Raw genomic sequence first — 20,607 nt, forward strand, 5'->3', positions numbered from 1 at the left:
GAAAAAGCCGGACGTTCTCGGAACGCCGGCTTTATTGCTGGTAATCTGTTTCTTCAAAGCGATCTCCTGATTCGTCTTGAACAATTAAATCCCCTTCGATTTTGTCCATTCCAATCAAAATATAAGGGTTTGTTTCATTAGCTTTGGAAGCATGTTTGCGTTTCACAGTTACAATCGTTTCTTTACGCGTAAATTTGACGTCTGAAACTTCAAGCTTCTTATCTTTCTCGCTGCTTCCGAGAGACACCACGACCATTTTTTTGCCTTCTGAAATGGTGAAGACTTGATATCCTTTTACGTCATTATGCATTTGAAGATAATTAGCGTATATTTCTAAGTCTGAACTGCCTTCACCGATCCGTTCCTTCTCTAACACCCAATAAGACGGATGACACGCAGCAAGCAGCAACATGATCATAAAAAGGCAAACCCATTTGAGCCGCAAATGCAGACCTCCCCACACATCGGTTACATCCAAACTAACACACGAGCGAAATAGAGTCATCAACAGCTTGTTTGTCGAATTGTGGATAAAACTCAGCCCGAAGCACTACTAACATGTGAATAAATAGGTTATATTGAAAAGAGAACAATTGTAAAAATGGAAAAAATCATCGGAGGATTTGAACATGAAACAAACGTATTATTCCTGTGAAGAACACATCGAAACCGTGCTGGATATGTACATAGATGACCACGAACTGCCGCCCGAAATCAGAAAAATCGAACATACTAACAGTTTATCCACAGCCTGTGAATTATGTGGGGACCCCGCAGTATATATAGTGGGGAACGAATGATCTTACACAAAATACAGAAAAGATATCCACAATTGTGGACAACATATATGAATAACTTGTTTTTAAAGTGGGGATGACCTGTGAATATCAATATTGTGACAATCGGAAAACTAAAAGAAAAATACCTCAAGCAAGGCATTGAAGAATACACAAAACGACTTTCGGCCTACGCAAAAATCGACATCATCGAACTCCCGGACGAAAAAGCGCCGGAAAACCTAAGTGACCAGGACATGAAAATCATAAAAGACAAAGAAGGCGACCGCATCCTATCAAAAATCAGCCCCGACGCCCACGTCATCGCCCTCGCCATCGAAGGAAAAATGAAAACATCCGAAGAACTAGCCGATACAATAGATAAGCTGGCTACTTATGGAAAAAGCAAAGTCACCTTCGTCATCGGCGGATCACTCGGATTGAGTGACGCGGTGATGAAGCGAGCGGACGAAAAGCTGTCGTTCTCGAAAATGACGTTTCCTCATCAGTTGATGCGACTCATACTAGTTGAGCAGATTTATCGGGCTTTTCGGATTAATCGTGGGGAACCTTATCATAAGTGACTAACAAAAAATATGAATAATCAGTAAATAGATATTTATGTTAAAATATTATATAGATTGTGTTACATGATTTTACGTGGGTGATTAAAATGAAAAAAAAATATAATGTACTAGATTTATTTTCTGGAGCAGGTGGAATGTCAGAGGGTTTTATTCAAGCGGGTTTTAATATTCCATCAGCGACTGATTTTAGTAAAGAAGCCGCAGAAACATATGTTAATCGGCATTTACAGTTAGGATATAAAATTAATTTTTTCAATGGTGATATAAAAAAACTTCTTATGGATAAAGGCGCATTTAAAAAATTAATAGGAGATATTAACTTTGATGTCGTAGTGGGAGGTCCTCCTTGTCAAGGTTTTAGTCTATCAGGAAAAAGATCCAAGAATGATTCCCGAAATTTACTCTTAATGGAATATTTAAAAGTTATACAACTAGTTAGACCTAAGTATTTTGTAATGGAAAATGTTGAAGGGCTACTATCTTATAGATTCTCTGAGATTGAAGGATTGGACCAGCAAAAATATAGGGAAGTTATGGCTAGTGAAATAATTAAACAAGAGGCTTTAAAATTAGGTTACCGTGTAGAATATAAAGTATTAAATGCTAAAGATTATGGTGTACCACAAAACCGTCCTAGAGTTATATTTTTAGGACATAGGGTAAAAATATATAAAAATAATAAATATAAAAGCATTGTAATTCCACCTGAATTCCCAAAAAAACAGAACATTACTGTAACAGTAGAAGATGCAATTTCTGATTTGAACTTTCTAAAGAACGGTGAATTAAAAACGAATTATGATAATAGATATGGTAATAAATCTATCTATCAAAAGAATTTAAGAAAAGGACTAACACCTAATTGTAATGGTACTTCGATTTCTTTAAACAAATTATATAATCATCAAGCATCAAATCATAATGAAAAGACAATTAATAGATTCAAAATATTAAACTCAGGAGAAACTATAGGAGAATTACTCTTTCGCTTATCTGAGGAAATGAGAATAGAGTTTTCTACTAAAAAGTATAGATGTACTAAATTAAAGCGGAAAGATGTTTCGCCTACAGTTTTAACATTACCTGATGATATTGTTCATTATGATTCTAATAATCCAAGAATATTGTCAGTAAGAGAACTTGCTAGATTACAATCTTTTGATGACAGTTTTATTTTTCTAGGTAAAAGAACAACAGGTGGTGATAGAAGAAAATATGAAACTCCTCAATACACTCAGGTTGGAAATGCAGTTCCGCCACTTTTTGCTAGGGCTATTGCAGAGGAAATTATGAAAGCTTTAATAGCAACGGATAATTTGAAAAGGAAACTCTATAAAAAGATAAATTAGGTGAAATTTATGGATAAATTAACCTTCAAAGTAAGTGCAGGATTAAAGGATTTAATTGGTAAAGAACTAATAACAGATGAATATATTGCTATTTTTGAGCTGGTTAAAAATTCCTTCGATGCACATGCTAAAGATGTAAAAGTTATTTTTGAAAATATTTATAGTTCTAACCCAAAAATTATTATAGAAGATAATGGTAAAGGAATGAATATAACTGATATTAAAAATAAATGGTTATTTGTTGCATATTCTGCTAAGAAAGATGGTACAGAGGATAAGGATATACAAGATTACCGAGATAAAATTCAACCGAAACGATTTTTTGCAGGTGCTAAAGGTGTTGGAAGATTTTCTTGTGATAGATTAGGAAGCACATTAAATTTATTAACTATAAAAGATGAACCTAATGCAGTTATTGAATCAATAAATATTGATTGGTCGGAATTTGAAAAGAACTTAAAAGACGAATTTGTAGAGATAGGTATAAATCATGAGATATTGGAATCCACCAAATACGATTTAAAAACTGGTACTGTACTTGAAATAGGTGGTTTAAGGGACAAGTGGAACAGAGATAAAATAAAAAAATTAAAGAAGTCTTTAGAGAAACTAATTAATCCTAATAAGGACAATAGTAATTTCTCAATCGAAATAATCGCTGAAGATGAGAAGGAAGCTGATTTAAGAGCAAAGCACAAGTGGGATATTGTTAACGGTAAAATTGAAAATACAATATTTGAAAAATTAAATCTCAAAACCACTCAGATTATTACTAAAATTACTGAAGATGGAGATAAAATAATAACAACTCTTTATGATAGAGGTAAATATATTTATAAAATAACAGAGAGTAATCCTTATATATTATCTGATATAGAAATTAATCTTTTTTACTTAAATAGATCAGCGAAGATAAATTTCAAGAGACAAATGGGAATTAGTTCTATAGCTTACGGTTCAGTCTTTATGTATAAGAATGGGTTTAGAATTTATCCTTATGGTGAAGAAGGTGAAGATACTTTAAATTTAGACAGAAGAAAAATTCAAGGTCACAGTAGGTATTTAGGCACACGCGAATTGATAGGAAAAATTGAAATACAAGGTGAAAAAAATAAATTAATTGAAACAACAAGTCGAGACGGTGGATTTATCAAAAATAATAGTTATGAAGAATTAATTGAACTTTTTTATGAAAAGTCATTAAAAATACTTGAGAGATATGTTGTAAAGATAATTAAATGGGGAGAACCTTTTAAAATAAAAAATGAGGACACTGAGAAGCAACCTGCTCTAAATCCAGAAGATGTACAACAAGAAATTATTGATTATATAAAGAAACTATCTAATTCTAATGATAATATTATAGGTGTAGAGTATAATAAAGATTTTTTAGAATTGATTGAAAAAAGTAAGGAAAAGAGTGCAGCAAAAGAAATATCTGAACTAGCAAGGAAAACTTTAGAAAATGAAAATGATCCTGAAATCCAAAAACATATTAAAAATGTAAGTAAAAGATTTGATGAGTTGTTAATTGAGAGGAAAGAATTAGAAGAAGAAACGGAAAAGACAATTGCAGAGCTAAAAATTAGTAAAAAGAACTTAGAACATACAACTAGTCAAAATTTATTTTTGAAATCTGTTGCTTCAACAGATACAAAAGAATTAATTAGTTTACAACATCATATTAATCATGGATCTAATAGGATAAGTAGAAATATAGACAAATTAAAAGAAGCTATTCAGCAGAATGCCTCTAAAGAAGAGATTAATAGGTATATTGAAATTATAAGTCTAGAGAATAATAAAATATCCACCATTGCTAAATTTGTTACAAAAGCTAATTTTAACTTAACGTCAAGTGCTATTACTGTAGATTTAATACAATTTATAAACGAGTATATTGAAAATGTATACAAGGAATATAAACATTTACAAATAAACAATCAAAAATTATTTGTTGAGATAGTTAATCAGGATAACCTTGAATTGACAACTAAGTTTAGGCCATTGGAAATTATAATTATTATCGATAATTTACTTAATAATTCTCTAAAAGCAAACGCTCATAATGTCGAAATGAATTGGAGAAAAGGATCTAATAATATAATTGAATTGGTTTATAAAGATGACGGAAAGGGTATCCCTGATGATTACGTTGATAAGGTCATGGATTTTGGTTTTACAACTACAAACGGATCTGGTTTAGGTTTGTATCATATTGATCAAATCATCAAAAAAATGAAAGGCTACTTAAAGATAAATAATAAGGTTGCTAAAGGTGTGGAATTCATCTTGGGGGTAGGTCATGGCTCTTGAATATAAAATATTGTGGTTTGAAGATAATAGTGACGTTATAGAGGATAATAAGCCAGAAATAGAAAAGTTTGTTAATGAAAAAGGTTTTACTCTAGATGTAACTGTTCAGGAAGATAGTAAAAATATTGAGGATATACTTAATGAAGAATTTGATTTAATTTTATCAGATATAAACCTTACTGAAAGTGAAAATGGTAATGAAATTGTTAGTGAAATGAGAAAGCGACATATTTATACAGAAGTATTGTTTTATTCAGGCATTCCAAATGAAATATATCGAATTATAAAAGAAGAATCAATAGAGAGAGCTTCTTTTTGTGCAGGCATTGAAAATCTTTTAGATAAAATTAATCAAATAATTTCATTGACAATAAGAAAATTGCAAGAAGTAAATTCAATTAGGGGTTTGTTTATGTCAGAAACTAGTGAGATGGATGTGAAAATGACTGAAATTATAACCTCGTTAATTAATAGTTTTGATGAAAATGAGATTATTGATAAAAAACAAGAACTTTTAACTAAAGTTATTCAAAACAGACGTGAGAGATTAGAGAAAATGGAGCAAGTTGATATTACTTGTGACATGAAAAATTTTATAGAAAGACTAGAATCATCAGATAGAATTTCTACTATAAATAGACTTGTAAAAGCTATTCACAATAAAAAAGGTGATCCCGTGTTTAGTAATAACAAAAAAATATTAAACGATTATAATGAAGAAATTATAAAGGTTAGAAATAACCTTGCACATGCGAAACTTGTAAATGATAATGGTGTGAAAAAAATTATTAGTACACATAATGGCGTAGAAGTGAAATTTGACGATGCATCTTGCAATAAAATGAGAAAAGATGTAAGGAAGCATACAGATAATTTAAATGATATTATAAGAAAAATACCTAGTTTATAACCAAAGTTTCTTGTTAATTCTTTTGAAACAAAATGAACATTGAAACCAAGGTACATCTACATCGCTAATTTTTTTTAAGTCAACTGGTATATTAAACGAATTAGAAATAAAACAATTTGGGCATTTTGAACTTATTGTTTTAAACATTAATATTCCACTCCTTATTATATAAGAGTGCCCATTTTTCTCGATAGCCAAACCTATTAGTTATATAAATTATTCTTTTCAGTATGAATATATGCATTATTAATAAAAAATCAGAAGAATTTATAGTTGTAAGAAAAACCGCCCAGACATGGACGGTTTTTTGGGTTAACTTTTATTGAGCAGTTTGATATCTTTATGGATTTTAAAAAAAATTTCTTGAACTTTTTTATAATACTTAAGAGCCCAGAGAATATAATCCCTGAACCCCATACCCTCACTTCATATACCGATACTCCCGCAAACTCTCCAAAATCGCAACTTCCTGCAGCAATTCCTCACCGACATTCGTTTCCTTCACTTTCTTCCGCTCAAGCTCTTTGTCCACTAATCGTTTCACGGTTAAGACGTCGGTTCCGGTGCTTAGGACTTCTGCCTTGGAGTTGAAGTGTTTATGGGCGACGAGCTGCATGCCGTAGGAGTTGTATAGCAGCGTGTAGCCGGCGATGCCTGTTGTGGATTGGTAGGCTTTGGAGAAGCCGCCGTCGATGACGATCATTTTTCCGTTTGCTTTGATTGGGTCTTCTCCTTCGATTTCTTTTACGGGTGTATGGCCGTTGATGATATGGCCATGATCTGGATTGAGGCCGAATTCTGCCAGGATGTTTCGGCAGGTTGCCTCGTCTTCACGTAAATAGTAATACGGGTTTTTCTTCTCTTTATGTGTTTCCTTTTCTTTGATGAAATACCGCTCAAATGTTGTCATGGCGCGTTTTCCGAAGAGGGAGGAGTACTCGCCTGTCCATAAATACCAGGCCATATCTGTTGCCAGATCATCGGTTTCTTCCGGGTGGGCAAACGCTTCCCGTAAGAACCGTTCAAATACATCGAGCAGTTCACGGCCTGCATACGGTTTATCCTCAATCATCATCGTTTCCATATTGCCGTTTTCGTCGACAGGAATACAGCCGTGTATCAACAGGTTGCCGTTGTATTTTAAATAAAGGCTGCCTTTTTTCATCATAAAATTCATATGGCGGCCCAGCTTTTCGGAATGCTGGACAGAGAATAGCAGCTTGTCTATGACTTCTGCTTCTTCTTCTAATAGCTGATCTGGCTGCTCCGGATTGATTGTCGCATAGCAGGTGTTTTCTAGTTGATATGTTTTTCCGTGCAGCGTGATTTCGTTTTTGTCGTAATCTATTTTCTCTAATAACAGCCGTTCCTCCATATTAAAGTTCGGTCGTCTCTTGATAATCGGGCTCTCAAGCTTGAATTGGATCATGGCGATCGCTTGATGGATTTTTGTGATTTGCTTAATCTCATCCTCCGGTCTGTTTTCGTCTGCTTTTGGACGGAACGCTGGATTATCGTCGTAGTATTTTTCGGCCAGGTTCAATAGCGGTCTAAGGTTGATGCCGTACACGTCTTCAATAATATCCAGGTTGTCATAGCGGGCACAGATGCGGATTATATTGGCTAGGCACACTTTGGAACCGGAATAGGCGCCGATCCAAAGGACATCGTGATTTCCCCACTGAATATCGACAGAATGATAGTTGATCAGTTCTTCCATAATCCTATCCGGCTGCGGGCCGCGGTCGTAAATATCGCCGACCACATGCAGATGGTCGACCACCAAACGCTGAACGCTGTAAGCAAGACCGGTGATCAGCTTATCAGCTTGGCCAAGCGCAATGATCTGATCTATGATTTCGGAGTAATATTGCTCCTTGTTGGCACCTTCTTCAGTTTTGTATAGCAGCTCCTCCGTAATATAAGCGAACTGAGCAGGCAGTGCTTTGCGCAGTTTGGAGCGGGTATACTTGGAGGAGCAATAAGAAACGAGCTTAATCATTCGGTTAATCGTTTCTTTATACCACTCGTTTAATGCTTCTTTCGCATCAAAGTCATGTTTGATTAACTTCAGTTTGTCTTCCGGATAATAGACCAATGCCGCTAATTCATCAATTTCTCTATCGTAAATGACACCGCTGAAAATGTCGCGTATTTTCTCTTTTACTCGTCCTGAACCATTACGCAGCACGTGCTGGAATGCCTGATATTCCCCGTGCAAATCACTGACAAAATGCTCAGTGCCTTTTGGCAGGTTCAGTATCGCTTTCAAATTAATGATTTCCGTTACTACTTTTTCTTCACAATCATATTTTTGTGCGAGTAGATCTAAGTACTTGCTTTCCAAAATCGTTCATCCCCTTTTTAGAATAAACCCCTATTTATGAGCATTTGCATGATAAGGTGAATTTAAAAGTATGACATTATTTTTAAACATTGGACCTTTATATGATAGTAACGCATAACTGCTTTTAGAGACAATTAAAACGAGGAAAGAGGTGCTGAGATGAGCGAGGATATAGATAAAGCAGAAAAGCTAAGGCTGCAAGAATGTCGGGTAAGTCATAGATTCGTGTACATTCAGAAAAAAGACCAAGAATAAATTGTTCTTGGTCTCTTTCACTTTCTGCAGGTTGAGCGTTATTTCACAACAAAAAACTATTAGCCTGTACCACAAACTGCGACTGCTTATAATTATAAGAAATCTTCGAGTAATCAAACGGCTGTCCATTCGTCAGGTGGAAAATACTTTCTATATACAGCTTCGGCAGTCCAGCCTCCAACTCCAAATACTCCGCTTCCTCCTCAGTCAGCTGACCCACGTGAAGAAACAAATCAGAAAAACCAATCTTCAATCCCAGTCCTTCCCGGATGTAGTGGAAGATCGAGTGAGAGACGATTTCGTTGTTTAAATACGTCACGATGGATTTGTTGTAATAGGATTCTTCGTAGCATAGGGTTTGGCCGTTGATGTAGCGGACCCTTTTGACATAGTAGATGTCTTCGTCAATTCCGATGTTCAGGTTTTCTGCCGCTTCCGGTGTTGGCTTTCTCACGTCCAGTTCGATGACCTTTGAGGTGACGTTGAAATCCTCGAGGTCTTTTTTAAAGCCCTGATTGGACAGGAGGCTGAGGTAGCCTTTTCGTTTATGCTTTCTGACGAAAATGCCGCTTCCTCTGAGCTGAAAGATCGCGCCTTTTTGTTCTAATAGATCCAGGGACTTTGTGATTGTGCTTTTGCTGACTTCAAACTGGGCCATGAGGGTTTCTAGCACTGGCAGTTTGTCTCCCTGTTTGAGCTGGTGTTCTTCTATATATGTTTCAATTTCCGCTGCAATTTGCTGGTATTTTAACATACGCATTCCTCATTTATTCGTTTAGTTTCACTTGCCAAAATTATAGCATAAACCGCTTACAATGATAGTTAGTGTCAAAATATTTTGTTTGGGTATTGATAAATTATACCGGTACAATTATAATGAAAGCGCAACCAAAACTAAGGGGTGGGTGAAAATGTCGGGTAAAGTGAGAGATTATAGCAGACTAGCGAAAGACATTTTGGAGGCCGTTGGCGGGGAAGAGAATGTGATTGGAGCTTCTCGCTGCGCGACGAGGCTTCGGTTGGTGCTGAAGCGGTCTAACCCCAAAGCGAAGGATATCGTGAAGTCGATGCCCGGCGTCATTACGGTAGTAGAGAACAGCGGCCAATTCCAGGTTGTCATTGGACAACACGTAGGGGAAGTGTATGAGGAATTTTCAAAGCTGGTCCATATCGATCTGTCTGGCGAACAGGGTGAGAATAAAGGAACGATATTGAATCGGATCATTGCGACGATGTCAGCTGTGTTTGCGCCGTTTGTATACATTCTGGCCGCTGCTGGTATTTTGCAAGGTGCACTCATTATGATTAACTTATTGTTTAATGGCTTTGAGAAAACAGGAGTTTATCAGGTTTTCAGTTTCATATCTTGGGCGCCGTTTACGTTTTTGCCTATTTTTATCGCGATTACGGCATCAAAGCATTTTAAAACCAACACGTATATCGCTGTAGCGTGCTGTGCCGCGTTAGTCAGTCCGACATGGGCGGAGATGGCAGCTCAAATCGCAGATGGGAAAAGCATTTCTTTCTTAGGAATTGCTTTATCGGAAACGACATATACGTCTTCCGTGCTACCGCCGTTATTTTTAGTGTGGATTTTGTCTTATGTAGAACGATTCTTGAATAAGAGAATGAACGAAGTGGTCAGACCGTTGTTTGTTCCGTTTTTATGCATGGTGATCATGGTGCCGTTAACGATACTTCTGATTGGCCCTGTGACAACATTAGGCGCAAATGGGATTGCAAACGGATACAACTTCTTGGCGGAAAACGTGCCGGCTTTGGCTGGAGCAATCATCGGCGCATTCTGGCAGGTCATCGTGATCTTCGGTGTACATTGGGGCATCACGCCGATGGTATTGGCAAACTTTGATTTATACGGTCGGGATTCATTCCAAGCATATCAAACGATTGCGGTCATCGCCCAGGTTGGGGCTGTACTCGGTGTCATCCTGAAAGCGAGAAACAAGGAAACGAGAAAAGTCAGCGTTTCAGCTGGAATCACGGGGCTATTTGGTATTACAGAGCCGGCGATCTACGGTGTGACCTTGAGATTTAAGAAGCCGTTTATCTTTGGCTGTATTTCCGGTGCGGTTGGGGCAGTCGTGGCAAGCTTTTTCAATCCGTATTATTTTGCCTATGCGGGACTTCCGGGGCCGCTGACAGTCGTCAATGGCATCAATGAACAATTCCCGACATCCATCTGGGGCATTTTAATCGGTGCTGCGATTGCGGTGATTCTCCCTGTTGTGCTGATTCAGATCTTTGGCTACGGAGAAGATACTGCTGCACAGCCGGAAAAGGAACATGTTCAAACGGCACAGGCGAATGAAGAATCAGTATATGCTCCGTTTAGCGGCAAGGTCATCCCGCTTTCTAAGGTGCCTGATGAAGTATTCAGTTCGGGCGCAATGGGACAAGGTTTGGCGATCGAGCCATCCGATAACAAGCTCTATGCCCCGTTTGACGGAACCGTCGTCATGGTGGCGCCTACGAAGCATGCGATCGGCCTGCGTTCAGCATCTGGTGTCGAATTGCTTGTTCACATCGGACTGGATACGGTGACATTAGACGGCACTCCTTTTGCCTTGAAGGTGAAGGAGGGCGATACAGTCAAAAAAGGCGAAGTGCTTGCCGAATTTGATAAAGTTTTCATTGAAGAGAAGGGATTAACAACGATTACCCCAGTCATCATCACGAATTCACATGCATATCAAGAAATTCTCATCGAGGATCTTGAAGAAAGTACGTTAGACCAAAAATTATTTACAGTCGTAAGCTGAGGAGGAATAAAACATGGGAAACATGCCGAAGGATTTTTTATGGGGCGGCGCATTAGCTGCCCACCAATTTGAAGGCGGATGGAATCAAGGTGGTAAAGGGCCAAGTGTTGTCGATGTGATGACAGCGGGTGCACACGGCGTTCCGAGAAAAATCACGGATACTATTGAAGAGAACGAATTTTATCCGAACCATGAAGCCATTGATTTTTATCACAGATACAAGGAAGATATCGCTTTGTTTGCGGAAATGGGATTAAAATGCTTGCGGACGTCCATCGGCTGGAGCCGGATTTTTCCAAAAGGCGATGAGTCTGAACCGAACGAAGCGGGCTTGCAGTTCTATGATGATGTGTTTGATGAATTGCTGAAGCATGGGATCGAGCCGGTGATTACACTGTCTCACTTTGAAATGCCGCTGCACCTGGCAAGGGAATATGGCGGATTCAGAAACCGGAAAGTCGTGGATTTCTTCGTCAATTTCGCTGAGGCTTGCTTCAACCGTTACAAAGATAAAGTGAAGTACTGGATGACATTTAATGAGATCAATAACCAAATGGATGTGAACAACCCGCTGTTCCTATGGACGAATTCAGGTGTTACGGTCGGCGAAAACGAAAACGCCAAGGAAGTGATGTATCAAACGGCGCACCATGAATTAGTGGCGAGCGCATTAGCGGTGGCAAAAGGAAAAGACATCAATCCAGACTTTCAAATTGGGGCCATGGTGTCACACGTGCCGATTTATCCTTTCTCCTCCAATCCTGAAGATGTAATGCTGGCAGAAGAAGAAATGAGACAGCGTTATTTCTTCCCGGATGTACAGGTTCGAGGTTACTATCCAAGCTACGCGTTGAAGGAATTTGAACGAGAAGGCTACAACATCACATTCGAAGACGGTGATGATGAGATTTTAAGAAAGGGTACCGTCGATTACTTAGGCTTCAGCTATTACATGTCAACAACCGTGAAAAGTGATGTGGAAAATGATAATACGGGCGATATCGTCAACGGCGGATTGCCGAATAGTGTCGAAAATCCGTATATCACCTCTAGTGACTGGGGATGGGCGATTGATCCAACTGGGCTGAGATATACGTTAAACCGGTTTTATGACCGGTACCAAATCCCGTTATTCATCGTGGAAAACGGCTTTGGCGCAGTGGATACGTTGGAGGAAGACGGCAAGATCCATGATCCGGAACGGATTCAATATTTGAGATCACATATTGAAGCATTGGAAAAAGCGGTCACTTACGACGGTGTTGATTTAATCGGCTACACGCCGTGGGGGATTATTGATATCGTCTCCTTTACAACAGGCGAAATGAAAAAACGCTACGGCATGATCTATGTTGATCGTGACAATGAAGGAAACGGATCCATGAAGCGGTATAAGAAAGATTCATTTGAGTGGTATAAAAACGTCATTCAAACGAATGGTGAGGAATTATAAGCAGCTGGCCCGAATCGAGCACTTTTACTGAAGTGCTTGGTTCGGGTTTTTTCTATTAAAAAGAAAGCCGCGATGCTGCCAATCTGGCAATATTGCGGCTTTCTTGTATTAGTTACGGATAAGGTAATCAAACGCGCCGAGAGCGGCAGTTGCGCCTGATCCCATCGAAATAATGATTTGGTTGTATGCACTGTCTGTACAGTCACCCGCAGCGAATAAGCCTGGGACGCTTGTCGCGCCGTGTTTGTCGACGATGATTTCGCCGATGCGGTTGCGTTCAACCGTTCCGTCTAACCATTCTGTGTTTGGCACGAGACCGATTTGGACGAATACACCTTGGAGTTCAACGTGTTTTTCTTCGCCTGTTTCGCGGTCTACGTATGTGATGCCGTTTACGCTCTGATCGCCTGTGATTTCTTTCGTTTGTGCGTTTTTCACGACAGTGACGTTAGGCAGGCTGTAAAGCCGTTTTTGCAGCACTTCGTCTGCTTTCAGATCCGGCGCGAACTCAAGCACAGTAACGTGTTTAACGATGCCTGCGAGATCAATCGCTGCTTCGATACCAGAGTTTCCGCCGCCGATAACCGCTACGTCTTTGCCTTCAAACAATGGCCCATCACAGTGCGGGCAGTATGCGACACCTTTGTTTTTGAACTCTTGTTCACCAGGTACGTTGACATTGCGCCAGCGGGCACCTGTTGAAAGGATCACTGTTTTACTTTTCAGGACAGCGCCGTTTTCAAGTTCAAGTTCGAACAGCTCTTTCTTCTCGAGGCGTTTTGCGCGCTGAAGGTTCATGATATCAATATCATATTCCTTCACGTGCTCTTCAAGACTTGCAGCAAGTTTCGGACCTTCAGTCGCTTTGACGCTGATGAAGTTTTCGATGCTCATTGTGTCGAGAACCTGTCCGCCGAAGCGTTCAGCGACAACACCAGTGCGGATGCCTTTACGCGCAGTGTAGATCGCTGCACTTGCACCAGCAGGTCCGCCTCCGACAACAAGAACGTCAAACGGCTCTTTGTCAGCAAACTCAGATGCATCTGCGCCGCTGCCCATTTTCGCAAGAATTTCTTCAAGCGTCATACGGCCGCTTCCGAAGGATTCACCATTCAGGTAAACGGTCGGCACTGCCATGATGTTTTTGCTTTCAACTTCTGATTTGTATGCCGCACCGTCGATCATTGTGTGCGTAATGTTCGGGTTCAGCACGCTCATCATGTTTAAAGCTTGTACAACGTCAGGGCAGTTGTGGCATGTCAGGCTGATATAAGATTCAAAGTGGTATTCACCGCTGATCTTCTTCACCTGATCAATGACTTTTTGGTCTACCTTAGGCGGTCTGCCGCTCACTTGGAGCAGCGCCAAAACTAAGGATGTAAATTCATGGCCCAGAGGGATACCGGCGAATGTAACGCCAGTGTCTTCTCCGACACGATTGACACTGAAGCTTGGCGTTCTGTTTAACTCAGCTTTTTCAACTGAAATTTTAGATGACATGGAAGCCAGCTCATCAACAAGAGCCAGCATGTCCTTTGAAGTGTCATCTTCGCCTGCGCTAACTTTGAGAACAATGTCATTCTCAATTAGCTGCATGTATTGATTTAATTGTGCTTTGATATTTGCATCAAGTACCAATGGAATGCACTCCTTAGATTTTACCTACTAGATCAAGGCTAGGTGTAAGAGTTTCGCCGCCTTCTTCCCATTTAGCCGGGCAAACTTCACCTGGGTTTTGACGAACGTATTGTGCTGCTTTTACTTTGCTGATCAGGTTGCTTGCGTCACGGCCGATACCGCCTGCATTGATTTCTACAGTTTGGATGACGCCATCTGGGTCGATGATGAATGTTCCGCGGTCAGCAAGACCAGTTTCTTCGTCAAGAACATCGAAGTTGCGAGAGATCGTTTGAGATGGGTCACCGATCATTGCGTAAGTGATTTTGCCGATTTTTTCAGAGCTGTCATGCCAGCCTTTGTGTACGAAGTGAGTATCTGTAGAGATAGAGTATACTTCAACACCTAATTCTTTAAGTGCAGCGTATTGGTTTTGAAGATCTTCAAGCTCAGTTGGGCATACGAAAGAGAAATCTGCTGGGTAGAAGCAGAATACGCTCCATTGGCCTTTCAGAGATTCGTTTGTTACATCGATGAATTCACCGTTTTTGAATGCTTTTGCTTCGAATGGAAGTACTTCTTTACCGATTAAAGACATAATGTATATTCCTCCTAAAATGTATTAGAAAGCATTTGCGCTTTCAATAATAATTCTAATTATATATGAATTATTAATTAATATATATTTTTTGTCAAGCCATAACCTACTTTTTTTCATCTTATTTAAGGTGTGATAGGTAGGATTTAGGTATTTCTTTTATAACAGATGAGATTATTGATATGGATTGATTCTCAATTAGACAAGGTTTTCAGGGACTTTTGTAAATCAGAATGCAATCCGTTTTAGGCATTTGAACATTTAATGACACCATGGGCAAGCGGCAAAGGACAATTACCAAAAGCAGAATAGAACGGAACAGCAAGCATGCTGTCACATGATGATCTTGGGGATTGTTTCTAGCTATTATTGTATCACTGTTTATGATATTTAAAACATAACTTATGTCTCCTGTTATTTAAGATAGAAGAAATCATAGATGAAAAAAACACGGCTCAGTTGAAACTGACCGTGTTTTTTATGACTGTTATTCAGACCAATTCGTGTGAAAAACGCCGTCCATATCTGTCCGTTCGTACGTATGGGCGCCGAAGTAATCGCGCTGCGCCTGCAAGAGGTTCGCATTGGAACGTCCCGTGCGGTAGCCGTCATAATAAGAGAGGGCTGTTGTTAAGCATGGGAACGAGATTCCAGTGCTGATACCCTCGCAAACGACTTTGCGCAGGCCTGTTTGATAGGCTTGGAGCTTATCTGAGAAATAAGGCGCGATCAGCAGGTTTGACAGGTTTGGCTGCTCGCTGAATGCTTCGCTGATCACGTTTAGGAAATCAGCGCGGATGATGCAGCCGCCTCGGAAAATCAACGCGATGTCTTTGAGCGGCAGGTTCCATCCGTAAAGCTCAGATGACATTTTGTATTGGGCAAAGCCTTGTGCGTAGGCGCATACTTTCCCCATGTAAAGAGCCTGTCTGACGTATTCAATCCAAGTGTCTTTATCAAAGTGTTTTTCTTCGGCTTCTGGGCCTGCTAACACGTCTTGAGCTGCCATCCGTTCTTCTTTTAAGGATGACAAGTAGCGGGCGAACAAGGACTCTGTGATGATGGTGGACGGGATGCCGTTATCAATTGCCTGCATGCTCGTCCATTTTCCGGTGCCTTTTTGGCCGGTTTTATCAAGGATGACATCGATCAGAGGCTGTCCTGTTTGTTCGTCTTTTTTGCGTAAAATCTCAGCTGTAATCTCTATTAAATAGCTTTTCAGCTCACCTTGATTCCATGTTTCAAAAATAGATGCAATTTCATCGAGCGGCAGACGCAGCGTTTCTCTCAGAAACGTATACGCTTCTGCAATCAGCTGCATGTCGGCATACTCAATGCCGTTGTGCACCATTTTTGTAAAGTGCCCTGCCCCTTTTGGTCCGATATAGACACAGCACGGGTCATCTCCGACTTGAGCTGCGATTTTCGTCAGGATAGGAGCGGCTTTCTCATAGACTTCGCGATCTCCGCCCGGCATGATGGAAGGCCCTGTTAATGCGCCGACTTCGCCGCCGGAAATGCCGACTCCCAGGTAGCCGATGCCCTTTTCCTTCAGCTCGTCATATCTTCTTTCTGTGTCTTCATAGTGGGAGTTGCCCCCGTCCATGATGACGTCGCCTTCTTCAAGCAAAGGCATTAATGATTGGATGACGGAATCTACGGGTTTACCCGCTGTGACCATCAGAAAGATTTTTCTTGGTTTCTCTAACGATTGAACAAAATCCTGAAGCTCGTAGTACGGGCTGAGAGATTGTCCATCCAGCTTTTGGACAAGCTGGTCCGTTAAATCTCTGGTGTAATTATAGACTGCGACGTTTTCACCTTTGTTTGCCATGTTTAAGGCGATATTGCTTCCCATTACGCCTAAGCCTATGACACCAATCGTATTGAACATGTGTTACAGCTCCTTCATCAATTTCATACAACTAAACTTAACAATAATATGAATCCCAGTCCAGCAACGGAGATAATTGTTTCCAGCAAGGTCCATGTGGCAAATGTTTCTTTCATGCTTAATCCGAAGTATTCCTTGAACATCCAGAAGCCGGCGTCATTGACGTGCGAAGCGATGACGCTTCCGGCGCCTGTTGCGAGCACGACTAATGCCAGGTTGACATCAGAATGTCCCAGCAATGGAATGACCAGCCCTGTTGTGCTTAGCGCGGCAACAGTGGCTGACCCTAGAGAAATGCGCAGGATCGCCGCGATGAGCCATGCAAGGATGATTGGCGATAATGCCGTTCCTTTGAATAAGTCTGCCACGTAATCACCGACACCGCCGTTGATCAGCACTTGTTTGAAGGCGCCGCCTCCCCCGATGATCAGAAGCATCATGCCGATTTGTGAAATGGCTGTTGAACAAGAGTCCATCACGGTTTTGACTGGAATGTTGCGTTTGATGCCCATTGTATAGACTGCGACCAATAACGAAATAATCATAGCAGTCGATGCGTTTCCAATCAATCGGATAAGAGCTAAAACTCCGTTATCCGCAAATCCGATTGTTTCTTGAAGCAGGTCGATAATGGTTGCGACCGACATGATGATAATCGGAAGCATTGCAGTAAAGACACTGATTCCGAAGCCGGGTGTTTCCTCAAGCTTGAACGTTTTTTGCGTGCCGAGTGATGCAATATTGCCGTTTTTCGAAAATGATGCAGGAACGATTTTTTTCGCGAGCTTTGTAAACAAAGGCCCTGCGATGAGCACTGTCGGAACAGCGACGATAAAGCCGTACAGCAGCACTTCCCCAATGTTGGCGCCGTACTCACCGGCAATCGCGGTAGGCCCCGGATGTGGAGGCAGGAAACCGTGCGTGACGGATAGCGCTGCGACCATCGGAATCCCGAGATATAAAATAGAAATCTTCAATTCTCTTGAAATCGCAAATACAATTGGAATTAATAGAACCAATCCTACTTCAAAAAATAACGCAATACCGATAATGAATGAGGCAATGACAACGGCCCATTGAATGTTTTTCTCGCCGAATTTGTTGACGAGTGTCATCGCAATGCGCTGGGCGCCTCCTGAATCGGCGATCAGCTTGCCCAGCATCGCACCGAGTCCGAAGATGAGTGCGATGTGGCCAAGAGTTCCCCCTATTCCTTCTTCAATGGAGCTGACAACTTTATCGAACGGCATCCCGAGTGCCAATGCCACGCCGAACGATACGACCAGTAAAGAAATAAATGTGTTTAATTTTAAGCCCATAATCAATAGCAGTAATGCTAAGATCCCAAGTGCAACGATGATTAACGGCATGGTAATACCCTCCCCTTCATGTCATGTACTAGTTGTGTGTGATTAAGCCCCTCTGATAATTTGCAATTTGTGTATATTGATTTTCTAATGATCTTGATAGATTGATGAAAATCGGCATTAATGTTCTGTATTCTTTGGCTGAGTCTTCGATCGGCGTATGTCTGTATGTGCTGCCGACCATGTCGGATACGGCGTCGAATGAATTGATTTTTCCTGTTGCATACAGGCCTAAAATGCAGGCGCCGAGACATGAGCTTTCGTAGCTTTCCGGAACGACAACCTCTGATTCGAAGATATCCGACATCATTTGGCGCCAAACCTCCGACCTTGCAAATCCTCCTGTTGCCTGAATCCGGGTTACCGGGCTGTCCATGCATTCCGTTAACGCCAGGAATACCGTATACAGGTTGTAAATGACGCCCTCCAATGCCGCGCGTATCATATGCTCTTTCTTATGCGACATGGTCAGTCCGAAAAATGAGCCGCGCACATCCGGATTCCACAACGGAGCGCGTTCTCCGGCGAGGTACGGGTGGAACAGCAGACCGTCAGAACCTGGTCTGACGCGTTCGGCAATCTTCGTCAGCACATCATATGGATCAATGCCCAGCCGTGTTGCTGTCTCGATTTCGGAAGAGGCAAACTCGTCTCTGATCCAGCGAAGGACGATGCCCCCATTGTTCACCGGCCCGCCGATGACCCAATGCTTGTCCGTCAAGGCGTAGCAGAAAATCCGTCCCTTTTCATCGGTTTGCGGCTGGTCAATAATTGTCCGGATAGCACCGCTTGTTCCGATGGTGACGGCGATTTCGCCCTTTTTAATGGCGTTGACGCCGAGATTGGACAGCACGCCGTCGCTGGCGCCGATGACAAAAGGTGTTTCCGGATCGATGCCCATCTGGATCGCTAACTCCGGGCTGCAGTGCTGAAAGATTTGAGTCGTCGGCACAAGTTTTGATAAGTGATCAGGCGTGATGCCTGCGATGCGCAGTGCTTCTTCGTCCCAATCCAAGCTTTTCAGATTCATCATGCCTGTCGCTGAGGCCAAGGAGTAATCGATGACATACTCATTGAACAGCTGTTTAAAAATGTACTCTTTGATACCGATATATTTTTTGGCTTTGGAAGCGATTTCTTTTCGTTCATTTGTGATCCAGGCAATTTTGCTTAACGGTGACATCGGATGGATCGGTGTCCCTGTCCGTTTGTACACCTCATGCCCGTTCAATTCCTCTTTAATCTTATGTGCCCAGCCTTCGCTCCGGTTGTCGGCCCACGTGATGCAAGGCGTCAGCGGCTGATCATGTTCATCGATTGCGATGACGCTGTGCATGGCGCTGCTGAATGAAATGAATGAGATCTGTTTGTCTGGATGCTGTTTTGTAATTCTCGCTGTTGTGTGGATGACTGCCTGAAAAATCTCTTCCGGGTTCTGTTCAGCCGTAGAGATGTCCGGTGTATAGAGCGGGTAGCCGATGCTTTCTTTCTGTACCACGTCTCCATTTTCACTGAACAATACAGCTTTTGTGCTTGTCGTGCCGATATCGATTCCTAACATATAACTAGTCATTGTTGTATTCAGCTCCTTTTGCCAGCATTTGTTGTGAGAGCCACAGGTCTTCTACCTTTTCTTGCACATCATCAAAGTTTTGGTGAAGAGACTGAATCATCAGCGCCCTGTCCTTTGCTTTAATGGCCTGAATATAAAGCTCATGGTTATCTAAAATCCTTGTGAAATCTTCATATTTTTCCTTTAACCGTACCCGCATGGACAACAGAATAAAGCTTTCCATGACGGGTTTTAGATTGTGCCAGATCATCTGAATGTATGAATGATCAATGGCGCGGACAATCGTTTCATGGAACAGCACGTCTTGAAATGAAAATTCGTCAGCATCCTCGTATTTGATGGAGACTTTCATCATTTCAAGTATTTTGCTGAGATCTTTAACTAAAGGCTCAATGTCTATTTTGACAAGCCGTTCAAAGACAAATGTTTCTAATAGTAATCGCACATCATAAATTTCCGCGACTTCCTTTTCAGTTAACCCAATCACAACCGCTCCCATTCGTTCTAAGCGGATGATTTTTTCGGATGCGAGTATTTTTAACGCTTCGCGAACCGGCGAGCGGCTTACTGAAAACTCGGCGGCGATCGTATTTTCTGATAAAATGGTACCGCTTTCAATCATGCCTGAAATGATCCGCATTCTCAGCTCGCATGCGACACGAACACCAGTTGACGCTTTTGAGAGCCATTTTGCAGGATACAACAGGTCCTTGGAGTCTAGCATACAACTCACCTTCCTCACTAAAGGAGTATACTTGTATACAAGTATGATAACGTGAATATTT

16 protein-coding genes are annotated in these 20,607 nt (G+C 41.0%); 7 read left to right on the forward strand and 9 right to left on the reverse strand.

Annotated elements, in window-relative coordinates; genetic code table 11:
- Positions 1 to 31 precede the first annotated feature (31 nt).
- The gene (locus KHQ79_RS12825) at positions 32 to 445 is read right to left on the reverse strand and encodes a hypothetical protein (RefSeq protein WP_225515447.1); all 414 of its coding nucleotides are present in this window, start codon (positions 443 to 445) and stop codon (positions 32 to 34) included.
- Between the two features lie 184 nt (positions 446 to 629).
- Here KHQ79_RS12825 and KHQ79_RS12830 point away from each other — a divergent pair, with 184 nt between their 5' ends.
- The 5 genes from KHQ79_RS12830 (at position 630) to KHQ79_RS12850 (ending at position 5,938) form a co-directional block, all read left to right on the forward strand.
- On the forward strand, positions 630 to 800 hold the full coding sequence (locus KHQ79_RS12830) for a CxxH/CxxC protein (RefSeq protein ID WP_003236479.1): 171 nt from the start codon (positions 630 to 632) through the stop codon (positions 798 to 800).
- An 80-nt stretch (positions 801 to 880) separates the two neighbouring features.
- The gene (gene rlmH, locus KHQ79_RS12835; protein WP_003226975.1) at positions 881 to 1,360 is read left to right on the forward strand and encodes a 23S rRNA (pseudouridine(1915)-N(3))-methyltransferase RlmH; all 480 of its coding nucleotides are present in this window, start codon (positions 881 to 883) and stop codon (positions 1,358 to 1,360) included.
- Between the two features lie 89 nt (positions 1,361 to 1,449).
- A complete protein-coding gene (locus tag KHQ79_RS12840) occupies positions 1,450 to 2,712 on the forward strand; it encodes a DNA cytosine methyltransferase (RefSeq protein WP_225515449.1) in 1,263 nt (420 codons plus the stop codon).
- A gap of 9 nt (positions 2,713 to 2,721) precedes the next feature.
- Positions 2,722 to 5,028, forward strand: coding sequence for an ATP-binding protein (locus KHQ79_RS12845; RefSeq protein WP_225515451.1), 2,307 nt, complete (start codon positions 2,722 to 2,724; stop codon positions 5,026 to 5,028).
- A complete protein-coding gene (locus tag KHQ79_RS12850; protein WP_225515453.1) occupies positions 5,018 to 5,938 on the forward strand; it encodes a response regulator in 921 nt (306 codons plus the stop codon). Before KHQ79_RS12845 ends, KHQ79_RS12850 begins: the two co-directional genes overlap by 11 nt.
- A 421-nt stretch (positions 5,939 to 6,359) precedes the next feature.
- On the opposite strand, the gene fbp is transcribed toward KHQ79_RS12850, so the two are convergent.
- On the reverse strand, positions 6,360 to 8,285 hold the full coding sequence (gene fbp, locus KHQ79_RS12855) for a fructose-1,6-bisphosphatase (RefSeq protein WP_225515455.1): 1,926 nt from the start codon (positions 8,283 to 8,285) through the stop codon (positions 6,360 to 6,362).
- Positions 8,286 to 8,583: 298 nt separating this feature from the next.
- The gene (locus KHQ79_RS12860) at positions 8,584 to 9,294 is read right to left on the reverse strand and encodes a GntR family transcriptional regulator (protein WP_225515457.1); all 711 of its coding nucleotides are present in this window, start codon (positions 9,292 to 9,294) and stop codon (positions 8,584 to 8,586) included.
- Between the two features lie 157 nt (positions 9,295 to 9,451).
- Here KHQ79_RS12860 and KHQ79_RS12865 point away from each other — a divergent pair, with 157 nt between their 5' ends.
- A complete protein-coding gene (locus KHQ79_RS12865) occupies positions 9,452 to 11,320 on the forward strand; it encodes a beta-glucoside-specific PTS transporter subunit IIABC (RefSeq protein WP_225515459.1) in 1,869 nt (622 codons plus the stop codon).
- A 13-nt stretch (positions 11,321 to 11,333) separates the two neighbouring features.
- Positions 11,334 to 12,773, forward strand: a complete 1,440-nt coding sequence (gene bglA, locus KHQ79_RS12870) for a 6-phospho-beta-glucosidase BglA (RefSeq protein ID WP_225515461.1) — start codon at positions 11,334 to 11,336, stop codon at positions 12,771 to 12,773.
- Between the two features lie 108 nt (positions 12,774 to 12,881).
- Here bglA and ahpF read toward each other — a convergent pair whose 3' ends face one another.
- The 6 genes from ahpF to gntR all read right to left on the reverse strand — a co-directional run bounded on the left by ahpF (position 12,882) and on the right by gntR (position 20,546).
- Complete coding sequence (ahpF, locus tag KHQ79_RS12875) at positions 12,882 to 14,411, reverse strand: alkyl hydroperoxide reductase subunit F (protein WP_003236449.1); 1,530 nt, start codon at positions 14,409 to 14,411, stop codon at positions 12,882 to 12,884.
- A gap of 13 nt (positions 14,412 to 14,424) precedes the next feature.
- Entirely contained in the window at positions 14,425 to 14,988 is a 564-nt protein-coding gene (ahpC, locus tag KHQ79_RS12880) for an alkyl hydroperoxide reductase subunit C (protein WP_003236447.1), read from the reverse strand.
- Positions 14,989 to 15,475: 487 nt separating this feature from the next.
- On the reverse strand, positions 15,476 to 16,882 hold the full coding sequence (gene gnd, locus KHQ79_RS12885) for a decarboxylating NADP(+)-dependent phosphogluconate dehydrogenase (RefSeq protein ID WP_100275219.1): 1,407 nt from the start codon (positions 16,880 to 16,882) through the stop codon (positions 15,476 to 15,478).
- A 23-nt stretch (positions 16,883 to 16,905) separates the two neighbouring features.
- Complete coding sequence (gene gntP / locus KHQ79_RS12890; RefSeq protein ID WP_003236443.1) at positions 16,906 to 18,252, reverse strand: gluconate permease GntP; 1,347 nt, start codon at positions 18,250 to 18,252, stop codon at positions 16,906 to 16,908.
- A 28-nt stretch (positions 18,253 to 18,280) separates the two neighbouring features.
- On the reverse strand, positions 18,281 to 19,822 hold the full coding sequence (gntK, locus tag KHQ79_RS12895) for a gluconokinase (protein WP_148982269.1): 1,542 nt from the start codon (positions 19,820 to 19,822) through the stop codon (positions 18,281 to 18,283).
- Positions 19,815 to 20,546, reverse strand: coding sequence for a gluconate operon transcriptional repressor GntR (gntR, locus tag KHQ79_RS12900; protein ID WP_060399914.1), 732 nt, complete (start codon positions 20,544 to 20,546; stop codon positions 19,815 to 19,817). The genes gntK and gntR overlap by 8 nt, the downstream gene beginning before the upstream one ends.
- Positions 20,547 to 20,607: the final 61 nt, after the last annotated feature.

It is taken from the genome of Bacillus sp. TSO22 (assembly GCF_020223595.1).
Classification (GTDB): Bacteria; Bacillota; Bacilli; order Bacillales; family Bacillaceae; genus Bacillus; species Bacillus inaquosorum.